Source organism: Microbacterium sp. T3-8, assembly GCF_055398145.1.
This window is the reverse complement of record NZ_AP027918.1, coordinates 124,089-144,985: the sequence shown is the minus strand read 5'-3', so window position 1 is coordinate 144,985 and position 20,897 is coordinate 124,089. Positions and strand designations below refer to the sequence as shown.

Below are 20,897 nucleotides of genomic sequence, written 5' to 3'. Positions count from 1 at the left end.
CCCGAGAAAGGTCAGAAATGCAGCATTCGAAGAAGAAGGCAGCCGGCGCGATCGCCATCGCGGCGCTCGTGCTCACGGGATGCTCCGCCGGTGGCGGAGACACCTCGACAGGGGGCGACGCCGCCGCCTGCACCCCGGCGGACGGTGACGTCACGCTCGAGTTCACGTCGTGGATCCCCGGGATCGAAGACGTGGTGAAGATCTGGAACGACGAGAACCCCGAGATCCAGGTGAAGGTGCAGACCGGCCCCAACGGGAACGGCGGCACGTACCAGAACTTCTTCAACCAGCTCCAGGCGGGCGACGCTCCCGACCTCGGTCAGATCGAGTACGACGCCCTGCCGAACTTCCTCGTGCAGGACGGCATCGAAGACCTCAGCGCCTGCGAAGACGTCGTGGCCGCGGAGGGCGACTTCGTCGACTGGGCCTGGGGGCAGGTGACGCTCGGCACCGAGGGCGTCTACGGCATCCCGCAGGACATCGGCCCGATGGCGCTGTTCTACCGCGCCGACCTGTTCGAGCAGAACGACATCCCGATCCCCACCACGTGGGACGAGTACCGCGAGGCCGCGGTGCAGATCCGCGCGCTGGGCGGCTACATCACCAACTTCTCGCAGTCCGACATCAACCAGTTCGCCGGCTTCGTGTGGCAGGACGGCGGGCAGTGGTTCTCGAGCGATGACGCCGGCTGGACCGTCTCGCTCGACGGCGAGCAGTCCGTCTCGGTCGCCGACTACTGGCAGGGTCTGCTCGACGACGACCTCGTCGCCACCGTCCCGGCCTGGACCGACGAGTGGAACAACGCCTACAACTCGGGCGAGGTCTGGACCTGGAACTCCGCCGTCTGGGGCGCGAACTCCATCTCGAGCGGTGCCCCCGACACGGCCGGCAACTGGGCCGTCGCGCCGCTCCCGCAGTGGAGCGCGGGTGACTCCGTCGCCGGAAACTGGGGCGGATCGTCGACCGCGGTCCTCAAGGGCAGCGAGCACGTCTACGAGGCGACGAAGTTCGCGCTGTGGCTGAACACCTCCGAGGAGGCGCTCACCGCTCTCGCCGAGGCCGCGAACCTCTACCCGGCCACCACCGCCGGCCTGAAGCTGCCGGTCTACGCCGACGGCGTCGACTTCTACGGCGGACAGAAGATCTACGACGTGTTCGCCGAGGCGGCCACGCAGGTGTCGCCGGACTTCGTGTGGGGCCCGACCATGACGCAGACCTACGCCGACGTCTCCGACGGTTTCAAGGGTGCGGTCAGCGGCAGTGGCACCCTCGCCGATGCGCTGAAGGACGCGCAGACCTCCACGGTCGACGCCCTGAAGTCGGCATCGATCCCGGTCACCGAGTAGGTTCTCCGGTTCTCGAAGGCCCGCGGGTGCTCCGGCATCCGCGGGCCTTTCGGCGTTCTCGGCATCCCTTTGCGCTGTGATAGCATTGGCGATTGTCTGTGCACACTCCTGTGCGCAGTTCGCATGCTGTTCGTCCCGAGGGGTGGATGGCGTGCAGACAAGGGATCTTGGGTGGGGCCGTCCGGCCTCACGGTATAGAAGGAGTCATCATGGCAGCAGTGTGCCAGGTGACCGGAGCTGTTCCCGGTTTCGGTCACAACGTCTCGCACTCGCACCGCCGGACGAAGCGTCGCTTCGACCCGAACGTGCAGAAGAAGACCTATTTCGTTCCGTCGCTCGGTCGTAAGATCACGCTCAACGTGTCCGCCAAGGGCATCAAGGTGATCGACGTCCGCGGCATCGAGAACGTGGTCAAGGACCTCCAGGCGAAGGGTGTGAAGCTCTAATGGCCAAGAAGGCTCAGGACGTACGTCCGATCATCAAGCTGCGTTCGACGGCGGGTACGGGTTACACGTACGTGACCAAGAAGAACCGCCGCAACACCCCCGACCGCCTCGTGCTCAAGAAGTACGACCCGGTCGTCCGCAAGCACGTCGAATTCCGAGAGGAGCGTTGATCAATGGCTAAGAAGAGCAAGATCGCTCGCAACGAGCAGCGCAAGGTCATCGTCGAGCGTTACGCCGAGCGTCGCGCCGAGCTGAAGAAGACCCTGGTCGACCCGAACGCCACCGACGAGGCCCGCGAGGCCGCACGCGTCGGCCTGCAGAAGCTGCCGCGCAACGCGTCGCCGGCTCGCGTGCGTTCGCGCGACGTCATCGACGGCCGCCCCCGCGGTGTCCTCACGAAGTTCGGCATCTCGCGTGTCCGCTTCCGTGACATGGCGCACCGCGGCGAGCTGCCCGGCGTGACCAAGTCCAGCTGGTAAGTAGCATTTTCGGTCCCTGAGCTCGTCTCGGGGTCCGGAGGGGCGAGGATCTTCGGATCCTCGCCCCTTTTGCGTGTGTGGGGGTGGTGCTGGGCGACGCGATGGGCGGACTTCTCCGCGTGGGGCGGATGCTTGGAGTCGAAACCTCCGCCCTACGGTGAGTTCTCCGCCCGACGTGTTGCTCTCCACATCTCGCGCGAGCGGCTGCATGTCCACAGAACCCGGCCTTGGCGACCCTCGTGACGGTGCGCGGCGGGCATCCTCGACGGATGCATGCGGTGAGAGAGGTCGTTGCGCGAGGGGCATCGCCCGAATCTCGACGCTGCGTCTGGCTGGCGTCACGGAGCATTCGTTGCGGAAGGCGATCCGTAGCGCGTCGCTGATCTCGGTGTGCCGCGGCTGGGTGGCGCGCCCGGATTGCGATCCGATGCTCATCGCGGCGGCGAGGCGCGGTGTGGTGCTGAGCTGCATCACACTCGCGTCGCGTCGGGGGCTCTGGGTCTCGAGCGCAGACGGCGTGCACGTCGCCGCTCCTCCGGCATCAGGCCACGCGGGCGCAGTCCAGGGTGTCGTGCACTGGAGCAAGCCGCTCTTCCTCCGAGATCCGGAGGTGCTCGAGGATTCGATCGAGAATGCGCTTGTCCTCATCGCGCGCTGTCAGCCGTATGAAGACGCGCTCGCGACCTGGGAGTCCGCGCTGCGGAAGCGGGTAGTCGATCCGGACGCGCTCGCCCGGGTGAGTCTGCCTCCGGCGGCGCGTCAGCTGCTCGCGGATGCGGCGCCGTTCGCGGATGCCGGAACCGAGACGATCTTCCGCACTCGGCTCGCGTGGTTGCGGCTTCCCATCACGCCTCAGGTGTGGTTGTTCGGTCATCGCGTGGACTTCGTGATCGGCGAGCGTCTCGTGATTCAGATCGATGGCGGTCACCACGTCGGGGGTCAACGATCGCGAGATATCGCCCACGACACCGAACTGATGCTGCGCGGTTATCACGTCATCCGGATCGGGTACGACCAGCTCATGAACCAGTGGGCATCGGTTCAGGCCCAGATCCTCGTCGCCGTGGCCCAGCGGCTCCACCTTGCGTCATGAGCCGGGCGGAGAACTCCGCGTTGGGCGGAGAATTAGGGGCTTTTTCTCCGCCCAACCGAGAGTTCTCCGCCCAACGGGGTGCGGAGCCCCACCCCTCACGCCACGGATGCCTCGGCGTGCTGCACCGCCCAGGCGAGGGCGTGGTCGGCGATCTGCTCCCAGCCGTCCTGGCTGACGAGGCGGTGGGTGCGTCCGGGGTACTCGATGTAGTCGACGATCGCGGGGCTGCCCGAAGCGCGGTACTTCTTCTCGATCGCCCGCACGATGGCCGGCGGCAAGACGTGGTCGATCTCGCCGGCGATGAGCAGCAGCGGAGCACGGTCGGCGCGGGCGTAGTCGACGTGCGTGACGCCGCCCTTCTCGTTGAGCACCGAGGTCACGCCCTCGAAGAACACCCGGTTGTACGAGTTGACGGCGTACTCCTCCCACAGGGCGTCGGATGCCGCGCGCGACAGGTCGTTGCCGAAGGTGAAGTGGAAGTGGCGCTTCGAGAGGGGCTTGGCGCCGTTGCGTCCGAAGGGGTTGGAGAGGATCGGGGTACCGGTCCAGAGGGTCGAGAGGGGGAGGGCGGTGACGCCGGCGGTCTGTCCGGGAGCGACGCCCACGTAGGCGGCGCCGAGGCCGCGGTCGGCGAGCATCTGCGTGAGCACGCCGCCGAAGGAGTGGCCCATGATGATCGGCTTGACGGGGAGTGCGCGGATGATGCGCTCATAGTTGTCGGCGATCTGCTTCAGGCCGATGCCCTTGAGGGCCGAGGGGTCGCGGCGGATGTCGTCGACGGTGCGGTCGTCGATGCCGGGCCATCCGGGAACGATGACCTCGTGGCCCTGTGCGCGGAAGCGCTCGGCCCACGTGTCCCAGCTCTTCGGGGTCATCCAGAGTCCGTGGATGAGGACGATGGGGGTCTTGTCGGTGCTGTTCATGATCTTTCTCCTGTGTTCGGTCCTGCGGGGTGGAAGTGCGTTACGCTGATAGTAGACCGAACGTTCTATCTACCGCAAGGTATTCCCGAGAATCGAGAAATCGCCGAACGGATGCCACGATGAGGGGAGGACCCACCATGAGCACCGACACCACGAAGCGCCCGAGCCCCGCCCGCGCACGCCTGATCGAGGCCGCCACGCGCCTCTTCTACGAGGAGGGCATCCACGCGGTCGGCGTCGACCGCGTGATCGCTGAGGCCGAGGTCACGCGCGCCACGCTGTACAAGCAGTTCGGCGGCAAGGAGAACCTCGTGCTCGCCTACCTCGAGAACGAGGATCGGATGCTGCGCGACATGTTCGCCGAGGCGGGATCCGCCGTCACCGACCCCACGCGGCTGATCGACGCCGTCATCGACGGCATCGTCGCCGACATCCGCCTGCGGCACACCCGCGGCTGCCCGTTCATCAACGCCGCAGCCGAGTACCCCGACGGCGAGGGACCCGTACGCGCGATGATCGACGAGCACCGCGAGTGGTTCCGGAGCACGCTCGAACAGGTCGCCGGAGCGGCCGGTCTCGAGCGGCCGGCCGAGGTCGCGGCCTCGCTCGTGCTGCTCCGCGACGCCGCTCTGGTCGGCGGATACCTCGACGGAGACGACCGCGTATCGCCCGCTTTCGAGCGCACGGCGCAGGCCGTGATCGCGGCGCACCGGCCCTGAAAAGGGTCGGGACACGCCCGAAAACCTGTGACTGGAGTGACAAAAGTCGTGCAACACGCCCAATAAATGACCAAAACCCGCGAAATGACGCGGAAACGGGGGTGGTCATTGATACATTCAAGGCGGTCACTCGACCAGGGGCATCCGCCCCGATCCACACAACGATGCGACGAGATCCTCGTCGCTGGAGGATGACATGGCTGACAAGTCCATCACCAAGACCGAGCTCGTCGCGAGCATCGCCAGCGCCACCGGCCAGAGCCAGGCCACCGTCTCGGGTGTCCTCGACGCGCTGTTCTCCACGGTCTCCGACGCCGTTGCCAAGGGCAGCAAGGTCTCGATCCCGGGCTGGATCTCGTTCGAGCAGGTCGACACCGCCGCTCGCACCGGCCGCAACCCGCAGACCGGCGCCGAGATCAAGATCCCGGCCGGCAAGCGCGTCAAGGTGACCGCTGGTTCCAAGCTGAAGGCAGCCGTCAAGTAAGACGCTTCCTGTCGAAGGCCGCCGCCCCTCGGGGTGGCGGCCTTCTGCGTCCCAGGCAGAGAGCCTGCAGCATCCAGCGCCACGTCAGCCGGCACGGATGCCGCGGCTTAGGCTGGAGGGGTGAACACCCGCGCCGCGACGACCCGATCGAGCGCGTCGGCCTACCGCCTCGCCGGCATCGGAATCCTCGCCGTCGCCGCGATCGTCGGCGTCGTCGCCGCGCTGATCGTCGGCGGGGGAGCGGCACCCCTGCTGCTGCAGGATCCTGGCCCCTTCGTCATGTGGGCCACCCCGATCGTCAAGCTCACGATGAACGTCGCGGCCGCCGCGATGCTCGGCTCGCTCGTGCTCGCCCTGTTCTCCCTCAAGAGCGGTGAGAAGCCGTTCGACACGGCCCTCAACATCGCCTCGATCGGTGCGGCGGTCTTCACGATCTCGGCGGGGTTCACCGCGTTCCTCACGTTCATGGCCGCGTTCAACCCGCAGCTCAGCATCGAGCGCGAGTTCGGTGCGCAGCTCGGCCGCTACCTGCTCGAGACGGCCCTGGGTCAGTCGTGGTTGATCACGACCATCTTCGGCTCCGTGATCACGGTGCTCGCCTTCGCCTGGCGCACCTGGACGCCGACGCTCATCACGGCGCTCCTGGCCGCGGCATCCTTCCTCCCCCTCGCCACGCAGGGGCACTCGGGCGATCTCGCCGGCCACACGGTCGCGGTCAACTCGATCCTGCTGCACACGATCGGCGCCGCGGTGTGGCTCGGCGGTCTGCTGCTGATCGTGCTGCTGCGCGGACGCGACGGCGTCGACGGTGCGCAGCTCGTGCGACGCTACTCGTCGCTCGCGATCGCCGCGTTCTTCGTCGTCGCGATCTCGGGCGTCGCCCGCTCGGTCGTCGCCCTCGGCGACTGGAGTCAGCTCGCGACGCCCTACGGAGCGATCCTGCTCGCCAAGGTCGTGCTCCTGGGCGGTATGGGCCTGCTCGGCGCCTGGTACCGCGCGCGTCTGATCCCGAAGCTCGACGGCCCCCGGGCATCCGCCTGGTTCTGGATGCTGGTGCTCTGCGAGGTCGCCCTCATGGGGTTCGCCTCGGGTGCTGCCGCGGCCCTCGCCCGCACACCCCCGCCGACCGGTGAGGAGGCCGCGTTCGCGCAGACCCCCGCCGAGGTGCTGACCCGCTCGAACGTGCCGCCGGAGTTCACCCTCGACCGCTGGTTCACCTCGTGGGACCTCGACATCCTGTGGCTGGTCGCCGCCGGGTTCGGGCTCTTCCTCTACATCGCCGGCGTCATCCGTCTGCAGCGCCGCGGCGATCGCTGGCCGATCCACCGCACCGTCTTCTGGGTGCTCGGGATGCTGCTGCTCGTCTGGGTCACCTGCGGCCCGATCAACGCGTACCAGGAGTACCTGTTCAGCGTGCACATGCTCGGGCACATGATGCTGTCGATGGCGATCCCGCTGCTGCTGGTGTCGGGTGCTCCGGTGACGCTCGCGCTGCGCGCGATCCACAAGCGCGACGACGGCACGCGCGGCGGCCGCGAATGGATCCTCTGGGCGGTGCACTCGCCGTTCTCGAAGGTGGTCACGCATCCGTTCGTCGCGGCGGGCATCTTCATCCTGTCGCTGTGGGCGTTCTACTTCACCGACCTCGTGCGCTGGTCGATGTTCGAGCACCTCGGGCACGAGTGGATGGTCATCCACTTCCTCATCTCGGGCTACCTCTTCGTGTTGACGCTCATCGGCGAGGACCCCATTCCGTACCGCCTGCCGTATCCGGGCCGGCTCATCACCCTGATCGCCATCATGGCCATGCACGCGTTCTTCGGCGTCGCGATCATGATGCAGGAGGGCCTCATGGTCGCCGACTGGTTCGGCTCGATGGGCCGCACCTGGGGACCCGACCCGATGGACGATCAGTACATCGGCGGCGGCGTGGCCTGGTCGATCGGCGAGATCCCCACGCTCATCCTCGCCATCACCGTCGCGATCCAGTGGAGCCGCAGCGACACCAAGCTGCAGAAGCGCCGCGACCGCCACGCCGACCGCACCGGAGACGCGGAGCTCGAGGAGTACAACGCCAAGCTCGCCCGCATCGCCGAGCGCGACCGCCAGAACGCCGACGCCGGCCGCAGCTGAGCCGGAGACACCCGACGACTAGCCGGCTGGGGCGTCCTCGGGCGAGCCGACGCGGATCGACGCCGTGCCGTCGGCGAGGATCACGATCGTCCCGTTGACCTGGAACGGCACGTCCTCTGACACCGTCTGGATCGACCCGTCGAACAGGGAACGGATATCCACCTCGACGTGGGCCACGGCATCCGTCGGCGGAATCTGCCACTGCGAACCGTCGGGCTCGACGGTCACCGTCGGCTGCGTGACGATCGACCACGCGGGCAGCGTGGCGATGCGGTTCTTGACCTCCATGCCGAAGGGGCAGGCGGTCGGCTGCAGCACCTCCTGCGAGGTGCAGCTCGTCAGATACTCCTCGACGCGCTCCTGCACGACCGAGAGGAACTCCTCGGTGGGCGTCGTCTGCACGTCGAGCGGGGTGGTGGCCAGGGGCGTGTCGGCGAGCACGCCGATGCCCGACGACTCCGAGATGGCGGTGTCGACCGTCACCGCGTACAGGCCCGGGGTGAAGACGAGCAGCGGCAACGGGTCGAGGGGAGCGGCATCCATCCCTGCGGCCGAGACCTGCCGTCGGTCGACCGCGAAGCCGTTGACCGAGAACTGGTCGGCGCCGCGGAGCGTGAGATCGACGACCGCGAGCGGGCTGTCGTCGAAGCGCCAGCGCGGGGCGACACCCTCCCAGCCGTCCTGGGTGACCGTGAACGTCGTCGTGCCGGGGTGACCGGAGGCCGAGTAGCCGACGGTCACCGCGAAGCCGTCGTCGACGGCCTTCTCGGACTCGATGCGCACGTCGGTGAGCGGGGCGAGCGCCGCATGGCGCAGCAGGGCCTCGGATGCCGTGGGCGAGAGTCCCGCGTCATCCAGGGTCTCGCGGTCGACGGCGACGCCCGGAACGCGCAGTGCGTCGGCGGCGCGGCCGGAGGACAGCAGGTCGAGGTAGCGGGTGACGAACGCGGACGGACTGTAGTAGTCCTTGTAGAGCACGGCTCCGCCGGCGCCGAGGGCCGCGATCAGGACGATGCCGACGAGGGCGAGGATCGTGAGATCGACCCCCACGCGCGCGCGCTTGCGCGCCGAAGACTCCACCCCGTCCATGGGGTCAGTCTAGGGAAGCGTCCTGGGACGAAGCCGAGCGCCGACACCCCGCGTCGCACGGCGAGCCGTAGCATGGTGGGGCGCCCGCATCCGTCCGTCTTCCTCTGCGAGAACCGTGTCCCTTCCTGCCCTGTCCGAAGAACAGCACGAGCTCTTCCGACTCATCGAGGACACGAACGAGCACGTTTTCATCACCGGGCGCGCGGGCACCGGCAAGTCGACGCTGCTGCAGTACTTCGCCTGGAACACCAAGAAGCAGATCGCGATCTGCGCGCCGACCGGCGTCGCGGCCCTGAACGTCGAGGGGCAGACGATCCACTCGCTGTTCCGGCTGCCGATCGGCCTCATCGCCGACGGCGACATCGATCAGAACGACGCGACCCGGCGCATCCTCAATGCGATCGAGACGCTCGTCATCGACGAGATCTCGATGGTCAACGCCGACCTCATGGATGCCATCGATCGTTCGCTGCGTCAGGCGCGCGGGCGTCGGGGCGAGCCGTTCGGCGGGGTGCAGGTCGTGATGTTCGGCGACCCGTACCAGCTGGCGCCCGTGCCGCCCCGCGGCGACGAGGCCCGCTACGTCAAGGACCACTACCGCTCGTTCTGGTTCTTCGATGCGCACGTGTGGGCCGGCACCGGCGGCGGCGAAGGCTCCTCCGACCAGGACGGGCTGTTCGCCGTCGACACCCGTGCCGAGCTGCACGTGCGAGAACTCGTGCAGATCCACCGGCAGTCCGATGACGGCTTCAAGGCGATGCTGAACGCCGTGCGCTACGGGCGGGTCACCGCCGAGATCGCGGGCGTGCTCAACACGCAGGGCGCGCGTACCCCTCCCGACCCCGAGCCGGGGGAGGTGCCGATGATCACCCTCGCCACCCGCAACGACATCGTGAACGGCATCAACAGCCGCCACCTCGCCGCTCTCCCGGGCAAGGAGCAGACCGCGCGGGCGGAGGTCAGCGGTGACTTCGGCCGCGGCGAGGCGTCGCTGCCGGCGGAGTCGGAGCTCAAGCTCAAGGTCGGCGCGCAGGTCATGTTCCTGCGCAACGACACCGCCATGTCGGGGGAGCCGCCGCGGTGGGTCAACGGCACGATCGGCACGGTGCTGCGCATTCTCGGCGGTGCGGTGCGCGTCGACATCGACGGCGAGGAGGTCGACGTCGAGCCGGCGGTCTGGGAGCGTTTCCGGTACGCCTACGACCAGAACACCAAGAAGCTCAGCCGTGACGTGGTGGCCGAGTTCACGCAGTTCCCGCTGCGGCTGGCGTGGGCGGTCACGATCCACAAATCGCAGGGCAAGACCTACGACCGCGCCGTGATCGACCTCGGATCCGGGGCGTTCGCGCCCGGGCAGACGTACGTCGCGCTGAGCCGCCTCACCTCGCTCGACGGCCTGTACCTGTCGCGCGCGCTGCGCCCGAGCGACATCCGCGTCGACGAGGACGTGCGGCGGTTCATGCGGGAAGCCTGGATCGCGCGTTCGACGCCCGAGCTCCCGAAGGCCTGACCCTTCGTCTCGCTGCCCTCGCTCGGCGACCGGTTCCGAAAGAGACCCGGTTCCTGAGCGAGGAGCGCAGCGACGAGACGAAGGGCCCGCTACGTGCGGGACTACGCCGCGGCGCGGGCCCGGTCGAGGTCTTCGAAGAGCTCGGTGTTGAAGCGGTAGGCGAGCAGCACCTCGTCGATGACGCGCTCGCGCTCGGCCTCGTCCCACGGGGCGGCGTCGAGCTGCTCGCGGTAGACGTCCTTGAAGGCCGCCGGGTCGGCGATGTCATCGAAGAGGTAGAACCCGATGCCGTTGGTCTCGAAGCCGAAGCGGCGGGCCATCACGCGGCCGATGAAGATGCCGCCCGAGAGGTCGCCGAGATAGCGGGTGTAGTGGTGGGCGACGAATCCGCCCGCCCAGGTCGCGCCGACCTGGTTGATGCGCTCGACGTAGCGCTGCGTGGTGGGCAGCGGCACGATCTGCGAACGCCAGTCGGCGCCGAGCAGGAACTCGAGGTCGGCCTCGAGCGCGGGCAGGCGCGTGAGCTTGTCGCTGATGAAGACGGTGGCCACGGGGTCCTGGCGCATGCGGTCGCCGGCACCTTCGAGCGCCTCGTAGATGAAGTAGTGCTGGGCGACGAGCGAGATGTAGTCCTCGCGGGAGCCTTCGCCCTTCAGGAGGTCGGACATGAAGCCGGCGGTCTCGCTGCGGGAGTGCGATCCGGACGAGCGCTCGCGCAGGGCGGCGGAGAAGGAGAGGATCTCGGGCATGCCTTCAGTGTAAGGGCAGCCTTACCTTTGGCGAAACCCTGTGACGACCCCGGATCAGGCGTGCGGACGGGGCTCGATGCCCAGCCGTTCGCAGGCCGCGTCGTAGAGCGCGACGATCTCCCGACGAACCTCGGGGCGCTCGGTGATCGATCCGCCCGGCCACGCCACGACGAGCTCCGTGGTCTCGCCGGCACGGGTGACCTGCCAGGTGCCGCCGTCGCCGTCGAACGCGGTCATGACGGCATCCGTCACCTCGGCATCCGATGCCGTCGAGAACGCACGGGCGATGAGCAGGTTGTCGTCGGTGTGGTCGTCGTTCATGTGGTGCAGGACGGCGGCGGTCACGGCGTCATCGAAGATGTGGGGCACCAGATCACCATAGAACGTCGGCGGATGCCGAGGGCTCGATGTCGTCTTTCAGGCTCGGCGCTCTAGAATCGGGGGACACATCTCCGGGGGTTTCCTACATGCAGCTTCTCTCGTCGCGCCGCTGGCGCGCCGCCGCGGCCAGTGCGGTCGTGCTCGGACTCGTCCTCACCGGATGCACCTCCGAAGACAGCTTCACCTACGAGCCTCCGGCGCAGGTCGACGGCGCTCTGCCCGACGACATGACCGCGCAGATGCAGGAAGCCGTCGACAACGCGATCCGCGCGTCGGGCTCGTCGGCCGCGATCGTCGGGGTCTGGGCCCCGTGGAGCGGCCAGTGGGTGACGGGCGTCGGCTCGCAGGAGCCCGGTGGTGAGACTCCGGTCGATGTCGACATGTCGTTCCGCATCGCCGATGTCACGCGCCTCATGACGTGCGATGTGCTCTACGCGCTCGCCGACGAGGGCACCGTCGACCTCGACGGCGCCGTTCCCGACTACGTGTCGGGCGTGCCCGACCTCGAGGACGTCACCCTCCTCGACCTCTGCAACGGCACCTCGGGCCTCGGATCGTCGGAGGAGAAGATCAAGGCGGAGTGGCTGAAGACCCCCGACCGCGTGTGGGCTCCGCTCGAGCTGGCCGGCTTCGGCCTCGCCGCTCCGCGCACTCCCGTGGCGACGACGTACCGCGACTCCGACGCCGGGTACCTGCTGCTCGGCCTCGCGCTCGAGCGCGCCTCCGGGATGTCGGCGTCGCAGTTGATCGCCGAGTACGTGACCGAGCCGCTCGGCCTCGCGAACACGTCGCTCCCGCCCTCGACCTCCGCGACGCCGTCGACCGGCGACGTGCTCCAGGGCCACTACCTGAACCCGGTCGAGGGCGGCTTCGCGTGCAGCGCCCCCGTCGACATCACGAAGATGTCGTCGAGCTCGGGGTTCACCGATTCGGGTGCCGTCTCGACGATCGCCGACCTCGGTCGCTATGCGCAGGCCGAAGCCCGTCAGGTGCTGCGCACGAAGGAGGAGCCCGACCGCTTCGCCGCGCCGCTGCCCGCGTTCGACGGTGCCGAGTCCTGGTACCAGGCCACGGGCGGCGCGTTCCTGGTCGGTTCGATGGTCGGTCAGCACGGGTGGACGCCCGGTTACGCGACCGCCGCGTACTCCGACCCGGCGAGCGGCTTCACCGTCGCCGTGGTGCTGAACAACTCGACCGCGGGGGCGGGTATCGCGCAGTCCCTGGCCTGGGAGCTCGCGGCCATCGGCTCGAAGGCTCCGGCCGCCGACGGCCAGACCGCTCCCGATTTCGGTCTGCCGTTCACCGCCGAGCAGTATCGCGAGGCGGTCAACGCCGCAGCGCTGCCGTGCGTCGAGCCGCCCGTCGAGTGATCTGAGCCCGAGAGCCGGGGCTACTCGCCGTCGGCTTCCGGCATCCCCGGTCCGGCGCCGGGTCGAACCTCGGCGTCGTCGCGGATGTCGATGCGCGTCGTGCCGTCGTGCTCGCTCACGTCGATGCGGGGAGCGGCATCCGCTTCGGTCGACTCGGGGGCCGACGTGAGCTGGTCGTGACGGTTCGCTTCGAAGTCCTCGCCGTCGTTCGCGCCGTCATTCGCGGTGTCATTCTGCGTGCTCATGGGTGTTCTCCTCGGTGGGGTGGTGGGTGGTCGTGTCTGCGCGTCGTCGCGCGAGGCGGGTGAGCAGGAAGAGCACGGCTCCGACGGCCAGCAGGACGGCGCCGAACAGCCAGACCTCGGGGCTCTGCTGCGTGAAGAGCAGGATGCACGACAGGATGCCGAGCACGGGGACGAACGTCCACACCCGGAAGTGCGGATGGGCGACCTTGTCGCGACGCAGCACCAGCACCGAGACGTTGGCGCTGAGGAACACGACCAGCAGGAGGAGCACGACCGTCGCGGCGAGCGTCTCGAGGTCGCCGACGAGGGTGAGGCCCATCGCGACCAGCGTGGTGACGAGGATCGCGACCCATGGCGTTTTGCGCTTCGGCAGCACACGCGAGAGCACGTCCGGCAGCAGCTTCTGCTCGGACATGCCGTAGGTCAGGCGGCTGACCATGATCATCGTGAGCAGTGCGCCGTTGGCGACGGCGATGAGGGCGATGAGGCTGAACAGCCAGGAGGGAATGCTGGCCCCGGCGGCCTCGACGACCGCGAGCAGGGGGCCGGAGGACTCCTGCAGCTCGGAGGCCGGCAGGGCGATCGAGCTCGCGAGACCGACCAGCACGTAGACGACGCCGGCGGTGAGGAGCGAGGCGAACAGTGCGCGCGGGTACGTGCGGCTCGGGTTCTTGACCTCTTCGATCATGTTCGCGGAGGTCTCGAAGCCGACGAAGGAGTAGTACGCGATCACGGCGCCGGCGAGCACGGCGAGTGCCGCGGGGGTGCCCTCGGGCGTCTCGACGACGCGGGAGGCATCGCCCCCGCCGCCGAAGAAGAACACCGAGACGACGGCGATCACGATGACCAGACCGCTGAGCTCGATGGCGGTCATGACCAGGTTCGCTCCGAGGGATTCTCGGATGCCGCGGGCGTTGAGAAGCGCGACGACGGCGAGGAAGGCGATCGCCACGGGTGTCGTCGGCAGGTCGATGAAGGTGCCGAGGTAGTCGCCGGCGAAGGCGATCGAGAGGCCTGCGGCGCTCACGACACCGGCAGCGAGCATGCTGAAGCCGACGAGGAACGAGACGACCGGACTGCGGAACGCCCGCTCGGCGAAGACCGCGGCGCCACCGGCGCGCGGGTACTTCGTGACGAGTTCGGCGTACGACCCCGCGGTGAGCAGCGCGAGCAGGAGTGCGACGAGCAGCGGTGCCCACAGCACCCCGCCGACCTTCTCGGACAGCACGCCCATGAGCGCGTAGATGCCGGCACCGAGGACATCGCCCAGGATGAAGGCGAACAGGAGCGGACCGGTGATCGCCCGCCGCAGTCGCGTCGGGGCTTCGGCCGCCGGGGCCTTTTCGGTTGTCATCCTCGGAACACTAGGGGCGCGGCATCCGTTCGGCGACGGGCTTGACAGGGTGATATTCGTTCAGCGATTTCTCAGGAATGCCGCGCGTCGCGCGACACGCCCGGGGGAGGTGCCGATAGTTTTCAGCCGGCGGTCCGGGGGGATCGCGCACCACCAGACTCGAGAAACGGGATCTCCATGACCGGTACGGCACGCAAGGCGGTCGCAGAAGCGCTCGCCACCTTCCTCTTCGTTCTCAGCATCATCGGCGCGGTGAACAGCGGCAGCGCGCTGACCCCGCTCGCGATCGGCTTCGCGCTCGCCGTGCTGATCTTCGCGACCGGGCACATCTCCGGTGCCCACCTCAACCCGGCCGTCACGGTCGGTGTCTTCGTGCGCGGCGGCCTCAGCGTCGCCGACCTGATCGCCTACATCGTGGCCCAGGCCATCGGTGGCGTGCTGGCAGCGCTCGTCAGCGCCGTCTGGTGGGCGCCCGAGAAGGAGGCCATGGTCGTGCAGGTCGGTCCGGCGTTCCTCGTCGAAGCGATCTTCACGTTCTTCCTCGTGTACGTCGTGCTCAACGTGGCCACGGCCAAGGGCACCGCGGGCAACTCGTTCTACGGCCTCGCGATCGGTGGCGTGGTGTTCGTCGGTGCGACGACGGTCGGCTCGATCTCGGGCGGCGGCTTCAACCCGGCGGTCGCGCTCGGCCTCTCGGTCAGCGGTCACTTCGCCTGGAGCTCGCTGTGGCTCTACGTCGTCGCCCCGATCGTCGGCGGCGCCCTCGCGGCCCTCGCGTTCCGTCTGCTCAACAGTGACGACGTGAAGAAGATCGCCGCGGCCGAGTAACTCGGGGCGGGCCCTTCGACAGGCTCAGGGACCCGTTCACTCTGAGGCGCTGAGCCTGTCGAAGCGTCCCTGCTTGTCAAACGGCATCCGCCTCACGGGGGATGCGGCGGGCGGATGCCGCGGCATACCGTGAGGGCATGCTGATCGTCGAGGAACTCCACCTGCTGCTGCTCCGGCCGGATGGCCGGGTCGAGTCGAGCGTGAGCACCAACCGCCTGTTCGGTGAGATCGCGGCCGTGATCGTCGACCTCGTGCTGCATCATCGCGTGACCGTGGGCGAGGGCAAGAACCCCGCGATCACGATCGTCTCCGCCGAGCCGACCGGGCATCCGGTTCTGGATGCCGCGCTCGCCCGTCTCGCGCCGGTGAACGGCAAGAGGCTGCAGTCGCTCGTAATGCGGTCGAAGCTCGATCCTCTCGATGAGGTCGTCGAATCCCTGGTCACGCAGGGGATTCTGGCGCGCGGCGAGCGGGGCTTCTTCGGGTGGGGCGCCGAGCGCACTCCCGAGTCCGATCCCGGTCCCGAGACGCTGCTGCGTTCGCGTCTCGCCGCGGTGATCGCGGGAACGCTCGCGCCGACCCAGGCCGATCTCGCGCTGCTCGCCATCCTGCAGGGGATGAATGCGGCGCATCCGCTGTTGCGCGACGAGGTGGGGCCGATCTCGTCGGGTCGACTCAAGAAGCGCATCGAGCAGCTCACCGAGGGCAGCCCGACGGGCGATGCCGTGTCGCGCGCGGTCACCATGGTCATCTCGGCCGCGATGATGGCCGCGATGACCCCGGTCTTCGTCGCGACGATCACCTGACCCTGCCTGCGGGTCAGCGCAGGACGGATGCCGCCTGCCGGGCCATGCCGACCGCGACGTACTCCGCCGCCTCCGGCACCTCGACCGGCAGACCGAACACCAGCGGCGCGATCTCCCGCACGGCACGGGACTGAGCGCCGCCGCCGACGAGCAGCACCCGATCGAGAGGGATGCCGAGCTCGCGGAGCGCGTCGAGACCGAAGCGCAGCCCGCCGAGCATCCCCTCGACCGCGGCGCGCGCCAGGTTCTCGCGCGTCGTCGAGGCGAGCGTCATGGCGTTCAGGCTCGCGCTCGCCTCGGGCAGGTTTGGCGAGCGCTCCCCCTCGAAGTACGGCACGAGTTCGAGCCCGCCCGCTCCGGGCGACGCCTCCAGCGCGAGGGTGCTCAATCCGTCATGGTCCACGTCGAGCAGGCGCGCGATCACGTCGAGCACGCGTGCGGCGTTGAGGGTGCAGACGAGGGGCAGGTAGCCGTCGGCGGCATCCGCGAAGCCCGCCACGATCCCGCTCGGATCGGCCACACCCCGGTCGGTCACCGCGAAGATCGTTCCCGAGGTGCCGATCGACACCACCACGTCGCCCGTCCGGGCACCGACGCCCAGGGCGACGGCGGCATTGTCGCCGGCACCGGGCGCGACGCGCCGGCCCGCGGCATCCGTCACCGATTCGCGGGCGCCGAGCACCCGCGGCAGCACGGCGTCGTGGCCGAGCGCGGCGACGAGAAGTTCGCGGTCGTACTCCCCGGTGCGGGGATTCCAGTAGCCGGTGCCCGAGGCATCCGATCGGTCGGTCACCAGCTCGCCGAGGTCGGGCCGCTCGGGTCCGAAGCCGCGCAGGCGCCAGGTGAGCCAGTCGTGAGGCAGCGCGACGGCGGCGACCCGGGCGGCGTTGTCGGGTTCGTGATCGCGCAGCCAGCGCAGTTTTGTGATCGTGAACGATGCCACCGGTACGAGGCCGGTGCGATCGGCGAGGACGGATGCCCCGAACTCGCCGATCAGATCGTCGGCCGCCTGCGCGGAACGGGTGTCGTTCCACAGCAGCGCATCGCGGATGACGCGGCCCTCGGCGTCGAGCGCGACCATGCCGTGCTGCTGACCGCCGATGGCCCACGCCTCGATGTCGTCGAGGCCCCCGGCGTCCGCGATCGCCTGCTGCAGCGCGTCCCACCACGCCTCGGGATCGACCGACGTGCCGTCGGGGTGAGGGGCGCGGCCGGAGCGCACGATGGCACCCGTCACGGAGTCGACGACGACCACCTTGCAGGACTGGGTCGAGGAGTCGACCCCGAGGACGAGTGCCATCGCCGGACTCAGCGGGCGCCGAGCAGGTGCTCGGTGGCGAGCTGCTGCAGACGCACGAAGCCGAATCCCTTGCCGCCGAGGTACGCGTTCGCGTCGAAGTCCTCGTAGGCCGCGCGGTCGGCGAGCAGGTCGTCGTAGCTCTCGCCCTCGTTCAGGGTGGGCGTCGAGAGCTCGGCGACCTTCGCGGCGGCGAGTGCCTCCTGCACCTCGGGGTCGGCACGGAAGGCCGCGGCGCGCTCCTTGAGCAGCAGGTAGGTACGCATGTTGGCGGCGGCGCTGTCCCAGACCCCGGTCTCGTCCTCGGTGCGCGACGGCTTGTAGTCGAAGTGGCGGGGGCCGTCGTAGGCCGGAACCCCGCCGGGGCCGCCGTTCTCGAGCAGATCGACGAGCGAGAACGCGTTGTGCAGGTCGCCGTGACCGAACACGAGGTCCTGGTCGTACTTGATGCCGCGCTGACCGTTGAGGTCGATGTGGAAGAGCTTGCCGTGGTACAGCGCCTGGGCGATGCCGGCGGTGAAGTTGAGGCCCGCCATCTGCTCGTGCCCGACCTCGGGGTTGACGCCCACGAGCTCGGGGCGCTCGAGGGAGTCGATGAACGCGATCGCGTGGCCGAGCGTCGGCAGCAGGATGTCGCCGCGGGGCTCGTTGGGCTTGGGCTCGATCGCGAAGCGGATGTCGTAGCCCTTGTCGGTGACGTAGTCGCCGAGCAGGTTGACGGCCTCGCGATAACGCTCGAGAGCCGCGCGCACGTCCTTCGCCGAGTCGTACTCGGCGCCCTCGCGGCCACCCCACATCACGAAGGTCTTGGCTCCGAGCTCGGCGGCGAGATCGAGGTTGCGCAGCACCTTGCGCAGCGCGAAGCGGCGCACCTGGCGGTCGTTCGAGGTGAAGCCGCCGTCCTTGAAGACGGGAGCGCTGAAGAGGTTGGTGGTCACCATCGGCACCACGACACCCGTGTCGGCGAGCGCACCCTTCAGGCGGTCGATCTGGGTCTGGCGCTCGGCATCCGTCGATCCGAAGGCGAACAGGTCGTCGTCGTGGAAGGTGAGGCCGTAGGCGCCGAGCTCCGACAGCTTCTCGACGGCGTGCACGACGTCGAGCGCCGGGCGGGTGGGGCCGCCGAACGGGTCGGTGCCGTTGTAGCCGATGGTCCAGAGTCCGAACGAGAACTTGTCGGCGCGGGTGGGGGTGGGCATGATCGCTCCTCTGCGAGTGCTGCGGTGGTCTGCGGGGCCGGGGCGGATGCCGCGGCGCAATAAGTTGTGATTCACAACATAACCGATGACGGGCCGCATCCGCACCCCTAAAGTGGGAACGTGCCCCGTGACCTGACCACCCCGCGCTCCCGCGAAGCGAACCTCGCGCGGATCCTGTCGATCGTCCATCACGACGGCGCCCAGTCGCGATCGGCCCTCACCGAGGCCACCGGGCTCAACCGCTCCACGATCGCCGCCCTCGTCTTCGAACTCGCCGCCGCGGGACTCGTCGACGAGCGCCCGCCGGAATCCTCGTCGCGCGCCGGCCGCCCCTCGCCGGTGGTCGCGCCCTCGGCATCCGTCGTCGCGATCAGCGTGCACCCCGAGGTCGACGCGGTCGAGATCGCCGCCGTCGCCCTCGACCGCCGCATCGTCGTGCGCGAGCGCATCGTCAACACGGCCACCCCGACCGTCGCCGAGGTCGCCGCGCTCGTCGCCACCCGGTTGGCGCACTGGCAGACGGATGCTCTGCTGCACAGCACCGTGATCGGCATCGGCGTCGCCGTGCCCGGGCTCGTGCGCACCGCCGACGGCGTCGTGCGCAACGCCCCGCACCTCGCCTGGACCGATGAACCTCTCGCCGCGCGGATCGAGGAGCTCACCGGCATCCGCACCGCCGTCGACAACGATGCGACCCTCGGGGCGCTCGCCGAGCACCTCTTCGGCGCCGGCCGCGACATCGACGAACTCGTCTACCTCAACGGCGGCGCCTCGGGCATCGGCGGCGGGCTCGTGATCCACGGACGGGCCGCGACCGGGGCGAACGGCTACGCGGGGGAGTTCGGTCACAACCGCCCTCGCATCGACGATGACGCCGACCGACGCACGTCAGACGGGGTGCTCGAAGAAGAGGTGAACCGGCGGCATCTGCTGGCGCTCCTCGGCCTCGACGATGCCGACGACGCCGCGCTCGCCGCAGCGCTCGACGAGGCAGCCCTCCCCGCTGCCGAGGCCGAGGTCGCTCGGCAGGCCCGGGTGCTCGGCAGCGCTCTCGCCAACGCGGTGAACGTGCTGAACCCCGCAGTCGTCGTGCTGGGCGGATTCCTCGCGCTGCTCGACGACGCCGAGCACGACACCCTCGCGGCCGAGGTCTCGCGACTCGCGATGAGCGAGAGCGCCGAGGTCGTCGAGCTGCGCACCGCGGCCCTCGGCTCGGACCGGCTGCTCGTCGGCGCGGCCGAACTCGCGTTCCGCCCGCTGTGGACCGACCCCCTCGCCGTCGTCGCGGGGTAGTCGGGCCGGAGTCATGCCCGAAGCCGCGCGTACCCAACTCAGGACAAACTGCGGATTCGGGCCCCAAACCGGGGCTTTCGGATGCGTTTCGCCCCGAGTGTCCTGAGTTAGGGACGGGATGCCGCGCCGCCTAGACTCCTCGACGTGGTGGACAACAATGGGCGGCCGGTCGGAGTGCGCGATGTCGCCGCGCTCGCCGGAGTGTCTCGGCAGACAGTCTCGCGGGTGCTGAACGAGCATCCGGATGTCGCCGACGCCACGCGCGAGCGGGTCGAGAAGGCGATGGGCGAGCTCGGCTATCGCATGAACAACGCCGCCCGCGCCCTGGGCACGCGCCGGTCGCGCACGCTCGGGATCCTCGCCTCCGACGCCTTGCAGTTTGGTCCCTCGCGCAGCATCGCGGCGATCGAGGCATCCGCCCGCGCCGCCGGGTACTGGGTGAGCGCGGCCTTCGCGGATGCCGATGACGCGGCATCGGTGTCGGCCGCGGTCGATCACCTCGTCGCCCAGGGGGTCGAGGGAATCCTCGTCGTCGCCCCGCACGCCCGCACGTTGCGGATGCTCGACACCGTCTCGGTCGGCGTTCCGATCGTGACCCTGCACTCGGCCGGCCACGATGCGCGCGGGGTCGGCGTCGACCAGGTCGCCGGTGCGCGGTTGGCGGTGGGGGCGCTGGCGGATGCCGGGCACACTCGCATCGCCCACCTCGCCGGACCCGCCGACTGGCTCGAGGCGGAGTCCCGTGCCGAGGGCTTCGCGGCCGAGCTCGCGGCCCGGGGGCTGAAGCCCGTGCTCACCGTGGTCGGTGACTGGACCGCGCGCGCCGGATTCGAGGCGGCGCAGGCGCTGCGCGACGGCGGAGCCACGGCGGTGTTCGCCGCGAACGACCAGATGGCGCTCGGGCTGATCGGCGCGCTGCACGCGGCAGGTGTCGCGGTGCCGGGGGAGATCAGCGTCGTCGGCTTCGACGATCTGCCGGAGGCGGCGTACGCCTGGCCGCGGTTGACGACGGTGCGGCAGGACTTCGACGAGCTCGCACGGCGGGCGGTCGCGGCGGTGATCGCCGGGGATGCCGCGGCATCCGCGGAGTCGATCGTGCCCGAACTCGTGGTGCGTGACTCGATCGCGGCCCCGTCGGTCTGAGGCGTTTCTC

Annotated in this window: 22 protein-coding genes; 14 read left to right on the top strand and 8 right to left on the bottom strand. The window is 69.2% G+C overall.

The window, feature by feature from the left end; all coding sequences use genetic code 11:
- Nucleotides 1-17 precede the first annotated feature (17 nt).
- From ACZ5Y9_RS00675 to ACZ5Y9_RS00655, 5 genes are all read left to right on the top strand, one after another.
- Complete coding sequence (locus ACZ5Y9_RS00675) at nucleotides 18-1,346, top strand: ABC transporter substrate-binding protein (RefSeq protein ID WP_247624221.1); 1,329 nt, start codon at nucleotides 18-20, stop codon at nucleotides 1,344-1,346.
- A gap of 209 nt (nucleotides 1,347-1,555) precedes the next feature.
- Nucleotides 1,556-1,792, top strand: coding sequence for a 50S ribosomal protein L28 (gene rpmB / locus ACZ5Y9_RS00670; protein ID WP_017203559.1), 237 nt, complete (start codon nucleotides 1,556-1,558; stop codon nucleotides 1,790-1,792).
- Entirely contained in the window at nucleotides 1,792-1,962 is a 171-nt protein-coding gene (gene rpmG / locus ACZ5Y9_RS00665; RefSeq protein WP_046014935.1) for a 50S ribosomal protein L33, read from the top strand. Before rpmB ends, rpmG begins: the two co-directional genes overlap by 1 nt.
- Before the next feature lie 3 nt (nucleotides 1,963-1,965).
- On the top strand, nucleotides 1,966-2,271 hold the full coding sequence (gene rpsN / locus ACZ5Y9_RS00660; protein WP_017829734.1) for a 30S ribosomal protein S14: 306 nt from the start codon (nucleotides 1,966-1,968) through the stop codon (nucleotides 2,269-2,271).
- A 157-nt stretch (nucleotides 2,272-2,428) separates the two neighbouring features.
- On the top strand, nucleotides 2,429-3,364 hold the full coding sequence (locus ACZ5Y9_RS00655) for an endonuclease domain-containing protein (protein ID WP_464471982.1): 936 nt from the start codon (nucleotides 2,429-2,431) through the stop codon (nucleotides 3,362-3,364).
- Nucleotides 3,365-3,459: 95 nt separating this feature from the next.
- Here ACZ5Y9_RS00655 and ACZ5Y9_RS00650 read toward each other — a convergent pair whose 3' ends face one another.
- Nucleotides 3,460-4,287 carry an alpha/beta hydrolase gene (locus ACZ5Y9_RS00650; RefSeq protein ID WP_464471981.1) on the bottom strand — a complete coding sequence of 276 codons (828 nt, stop codon included), beginning with the start codon at nucleotides 4,285-4,287 and terminating at the stop codon, nucleotides 3,460-3,462.
- Nucleotides 4,288-4,424: 137 nt separating this feature from the next.
- On the opposite strand from ACZ5Y9_RS00650, the gene ACZ5Y9_RS00645 reads away from it, so the two are divergent.
- From ACZ5Y9_RS00645 to ACZ5Y9_RS00635, 3 genes are all read left to right on the top strand, one after another.
- Complete coding sequence (locus ACZ5Y9_RS00645) at nucleotides 4,425-5,006, top strand: TetR/AcrR family transcriptional regulator (protein WP_464471980.1); 582 nt, start codon at nucleotides 4,425-4,427, stop codon at nucleotides 5,004-5,006.
- Between the two features lie 196 nt (nucleotides 5,007-5,202).
- Complete coding sequence (locus ACZ5Y9_RS00640) at nucleotides 5,203-5,490, top strand: HU family DNA-binding protein (protein ID WP_247624225.1); 288 nt, start codon at nucleotides 5,203-5,205, stop codon at nucleotides 5,488-5,490.
- A gap of 120 nt (nucleotides 5,491-5,610) precedes the next feature.
- Nucleotides 5,611-7,623, top strand: coding sequence for a bifunctional copper resistance protein CopD/cytochrome c oxidase assembly protein (locus ACZ5Y9_RS00635; RefSeq protein ID WP_464471979.1), 2,013 nt, complete (start codon nucleotides 5,611-5,613; stop codon nucleotides 7,621-7,623).
- An 18-nt stretch (nucleotides 7,624-7,641) separates the two neighbouring features.
- Here the strand turns inward: ACZ5Y9_RS00635 and ACZ5Y9_RS00630 are convergent, their stop codons facing one another.
- Complete coding sequence (locus ACZ5Y9_RS00630; RefSeq protein WP_464471978.1) at nucleotides 7,642-8,712, bottom strand: hypothetical protein; 1,071 nt, start codon at nucleotides 8,710-8,712, stop codon at nucleotides 7,642-7,644.
- 115 nt (nucleotides 8,713-8,827) lie between these two features.
- Here ACZ5Y9_RS00630 and ACZ5Y9_RS00625 point away from each other — a divergent pair, with 115 nt between their 5' ends.
- Nucleotides 8,828-10,222 carry an ATP-dependent DNA helicase gene (locus ACZ5Y9_RS00625; RefSeq protein WP_404597120.1) on the top strand — a complete coding sequence of 465 codons (1,395 nt, stop codon included), beginning with the start codon at nucleotides 8,828-8,830 and terminating at the stop codon, nucleotides 10,220-10,222.
- Between the two features lie 101 nt (nucleotides 10,223-10,323).
- On the opposite strand, the gene ACZ5Y9_RS00620 is transcribed toward ACZ5Y9_RS00625, so the two are convergent.
- Nucleotides 10,324-10,971, bottom strand: a complete 648-nt coding sequence (locus ACZ5Y9_RS00620; RefSeq protein WP_247624229.1) for a biliverdin-producing heme oxygenase — start codon at nucleotides 10,969-10,971, stop codon at nucleotides 10,324-10,326.
- A 54-nt stretch (nucleotides 10,972-11,025) separates the two neighbouring features.
- Nucleotides 11,026-11,340 carry a DUF2470 domain-containing protein gene (locus tag ACZ5Y9_RS00615; protein ID WP_247624230.1) on the bottom strand — a complete coding sequence of 105 codons (315 nt, stop codon included), beginning with the start codon at nucleotides 11,338-11,340 and terminating at the stop codon, nucleotides 11,026-11,028.
- Nucleotides 11,341-11,438: 98 nt separating this feature from the next.
- On the opposite strand from ACZ5Y9_RS00615, the gene ACZ5Y9_RS00610 reads away from it, so the two are divergent.
- Entirely contained in the window at nucleotides 11,439-12,722 is a 1,284-nt protein-coding gene (locus ACZ5Y9_RS00610) for a serine hydrolase domain-containing protein (protein WP_404597121.1), read from the top strand.
- A gap of 20 nt (nucleotides 12,723-12,742) precedes the next feature.
- Here ACZ5Y9_RS00610 and ACZ5Y9_RS00605 read toward each other — a convergent pair whose 3' ends face one another.
- Together ACZ5Y9_RS00605 and ACZ5Y9_RS00600 are read right to left on the bottom strand one after the other, a co-directional pair.
- Nucleotides 12,743-12,967, bottom strand: a complete 225-nt coding sequence (locus ACZ5Y9_RS00605) for a multidrug transporter (protein WP_247633572.1) — start codon at nucleotides 12,965-12,967, stop codon at nucleotides 12,743-12,745.
- A complete protein-coding gene (locus ACZ5Y9_RS00600) occupies nucleotides 12,951-14,321 on the bottom strand; it encodes an APC family permease (RefSeq protein ID WP_464471977.1) in 1,371 nt (456 codons plus the stop codon). Before ACZ5Y9_RS00600 ends, ACZ5Y9_RS00605 begins: the two co-directional genes overlap by 17 nt.
- Before the next feature lie 177 nt (nucleotides 14,322-14,498).
- On the opposite strand from ACZ5Y9_RS00600, the gene ACZ5Y9_RS00595 reads away from it, so the two are divergent.
- Entirely contained in the window at nucleotides 14,499-15,149 is a 651-nt protein-coding gene (locus ACZ5Y9_RS00595; RefSeq protein WP_247633574.1) for an MIP/aquaporin family protein, read from the top strand.
- A 137-nt stretch (nucleotides 15,150-15,286) separates the two neighbouring features.
- On the top strand, nucleotides 15,287-15,955 hold the full coding sequence (locus tag ACZ5Y9_RS00590) for a GOLPH3/VPS74 family protein (protein WP_247624235.1): 669 nt from the start codon (nucleotides 15,287-15,289) through the stop codon (nucleotides 15,953-15,955).
- Nucleotides 15,956-15,968: 13 nt separating this feature from the next.
- On the opposite strand, the gene xylB is transcribed toward ACZ5Y9_RS00590, so the two are convergent.
- Nucleotides 15,969-17,255 carry a xylulokinase gene (gene xylB / locus ACZ5Y9_RS00585; RefSeq protein WP_464471976.1) on the bottom strand — a complete coding sequence of 429 codons (1,287 nt, stop codon included), beginning with the start codon at nucleotides 17,253-17,255 and terminating at the stop codon, nucleotides 15,969-15,971.
- An 8-nt stretch (nucleotides 17,256-17,263) separates the two neighbouring features.
- Entirely contained in the window at nucleotides 17,264-18,451 is a 1,188-nt protein-coding gene (gene xylA / locus ACZ5Y9_RS00580) for a xylose isomerase (RefSeq protein ID WP_247624237.1), read from the bottom strand.
- 120 nt (nucleotides 18,452-18,571) lie between these two features.
- On the opposite strand from xylA, the gene ACZ5Y9_RS00575 reads away from it, so the two are divergent.
- Entirely contained in the window at nucleotides 18,572-19,744 is a 1,173-nt protein-coding gene (locus ACZ5Y9_RS00575; protein ID WP_247624238.1) for an ROK family transcriptional regulator, read from the top strand.
- A 144-nt stretch (nucleotides 19,745-19,888) separates the two neighbouring features.
- Complete coding sequence (locus ACZ5Y9_RS00570) at nucleotides 19,889-20,887, top strand: LacI family DNA-binding transcriptional regulator (protein WP_464471975.1); 999 nt, start codon at nucleotides 19,889-19,891, stop codon at nucleotides 20,885-20,887.
- Nucleotides 20,888-20,897: the final 10 nt, after the last annotated feature.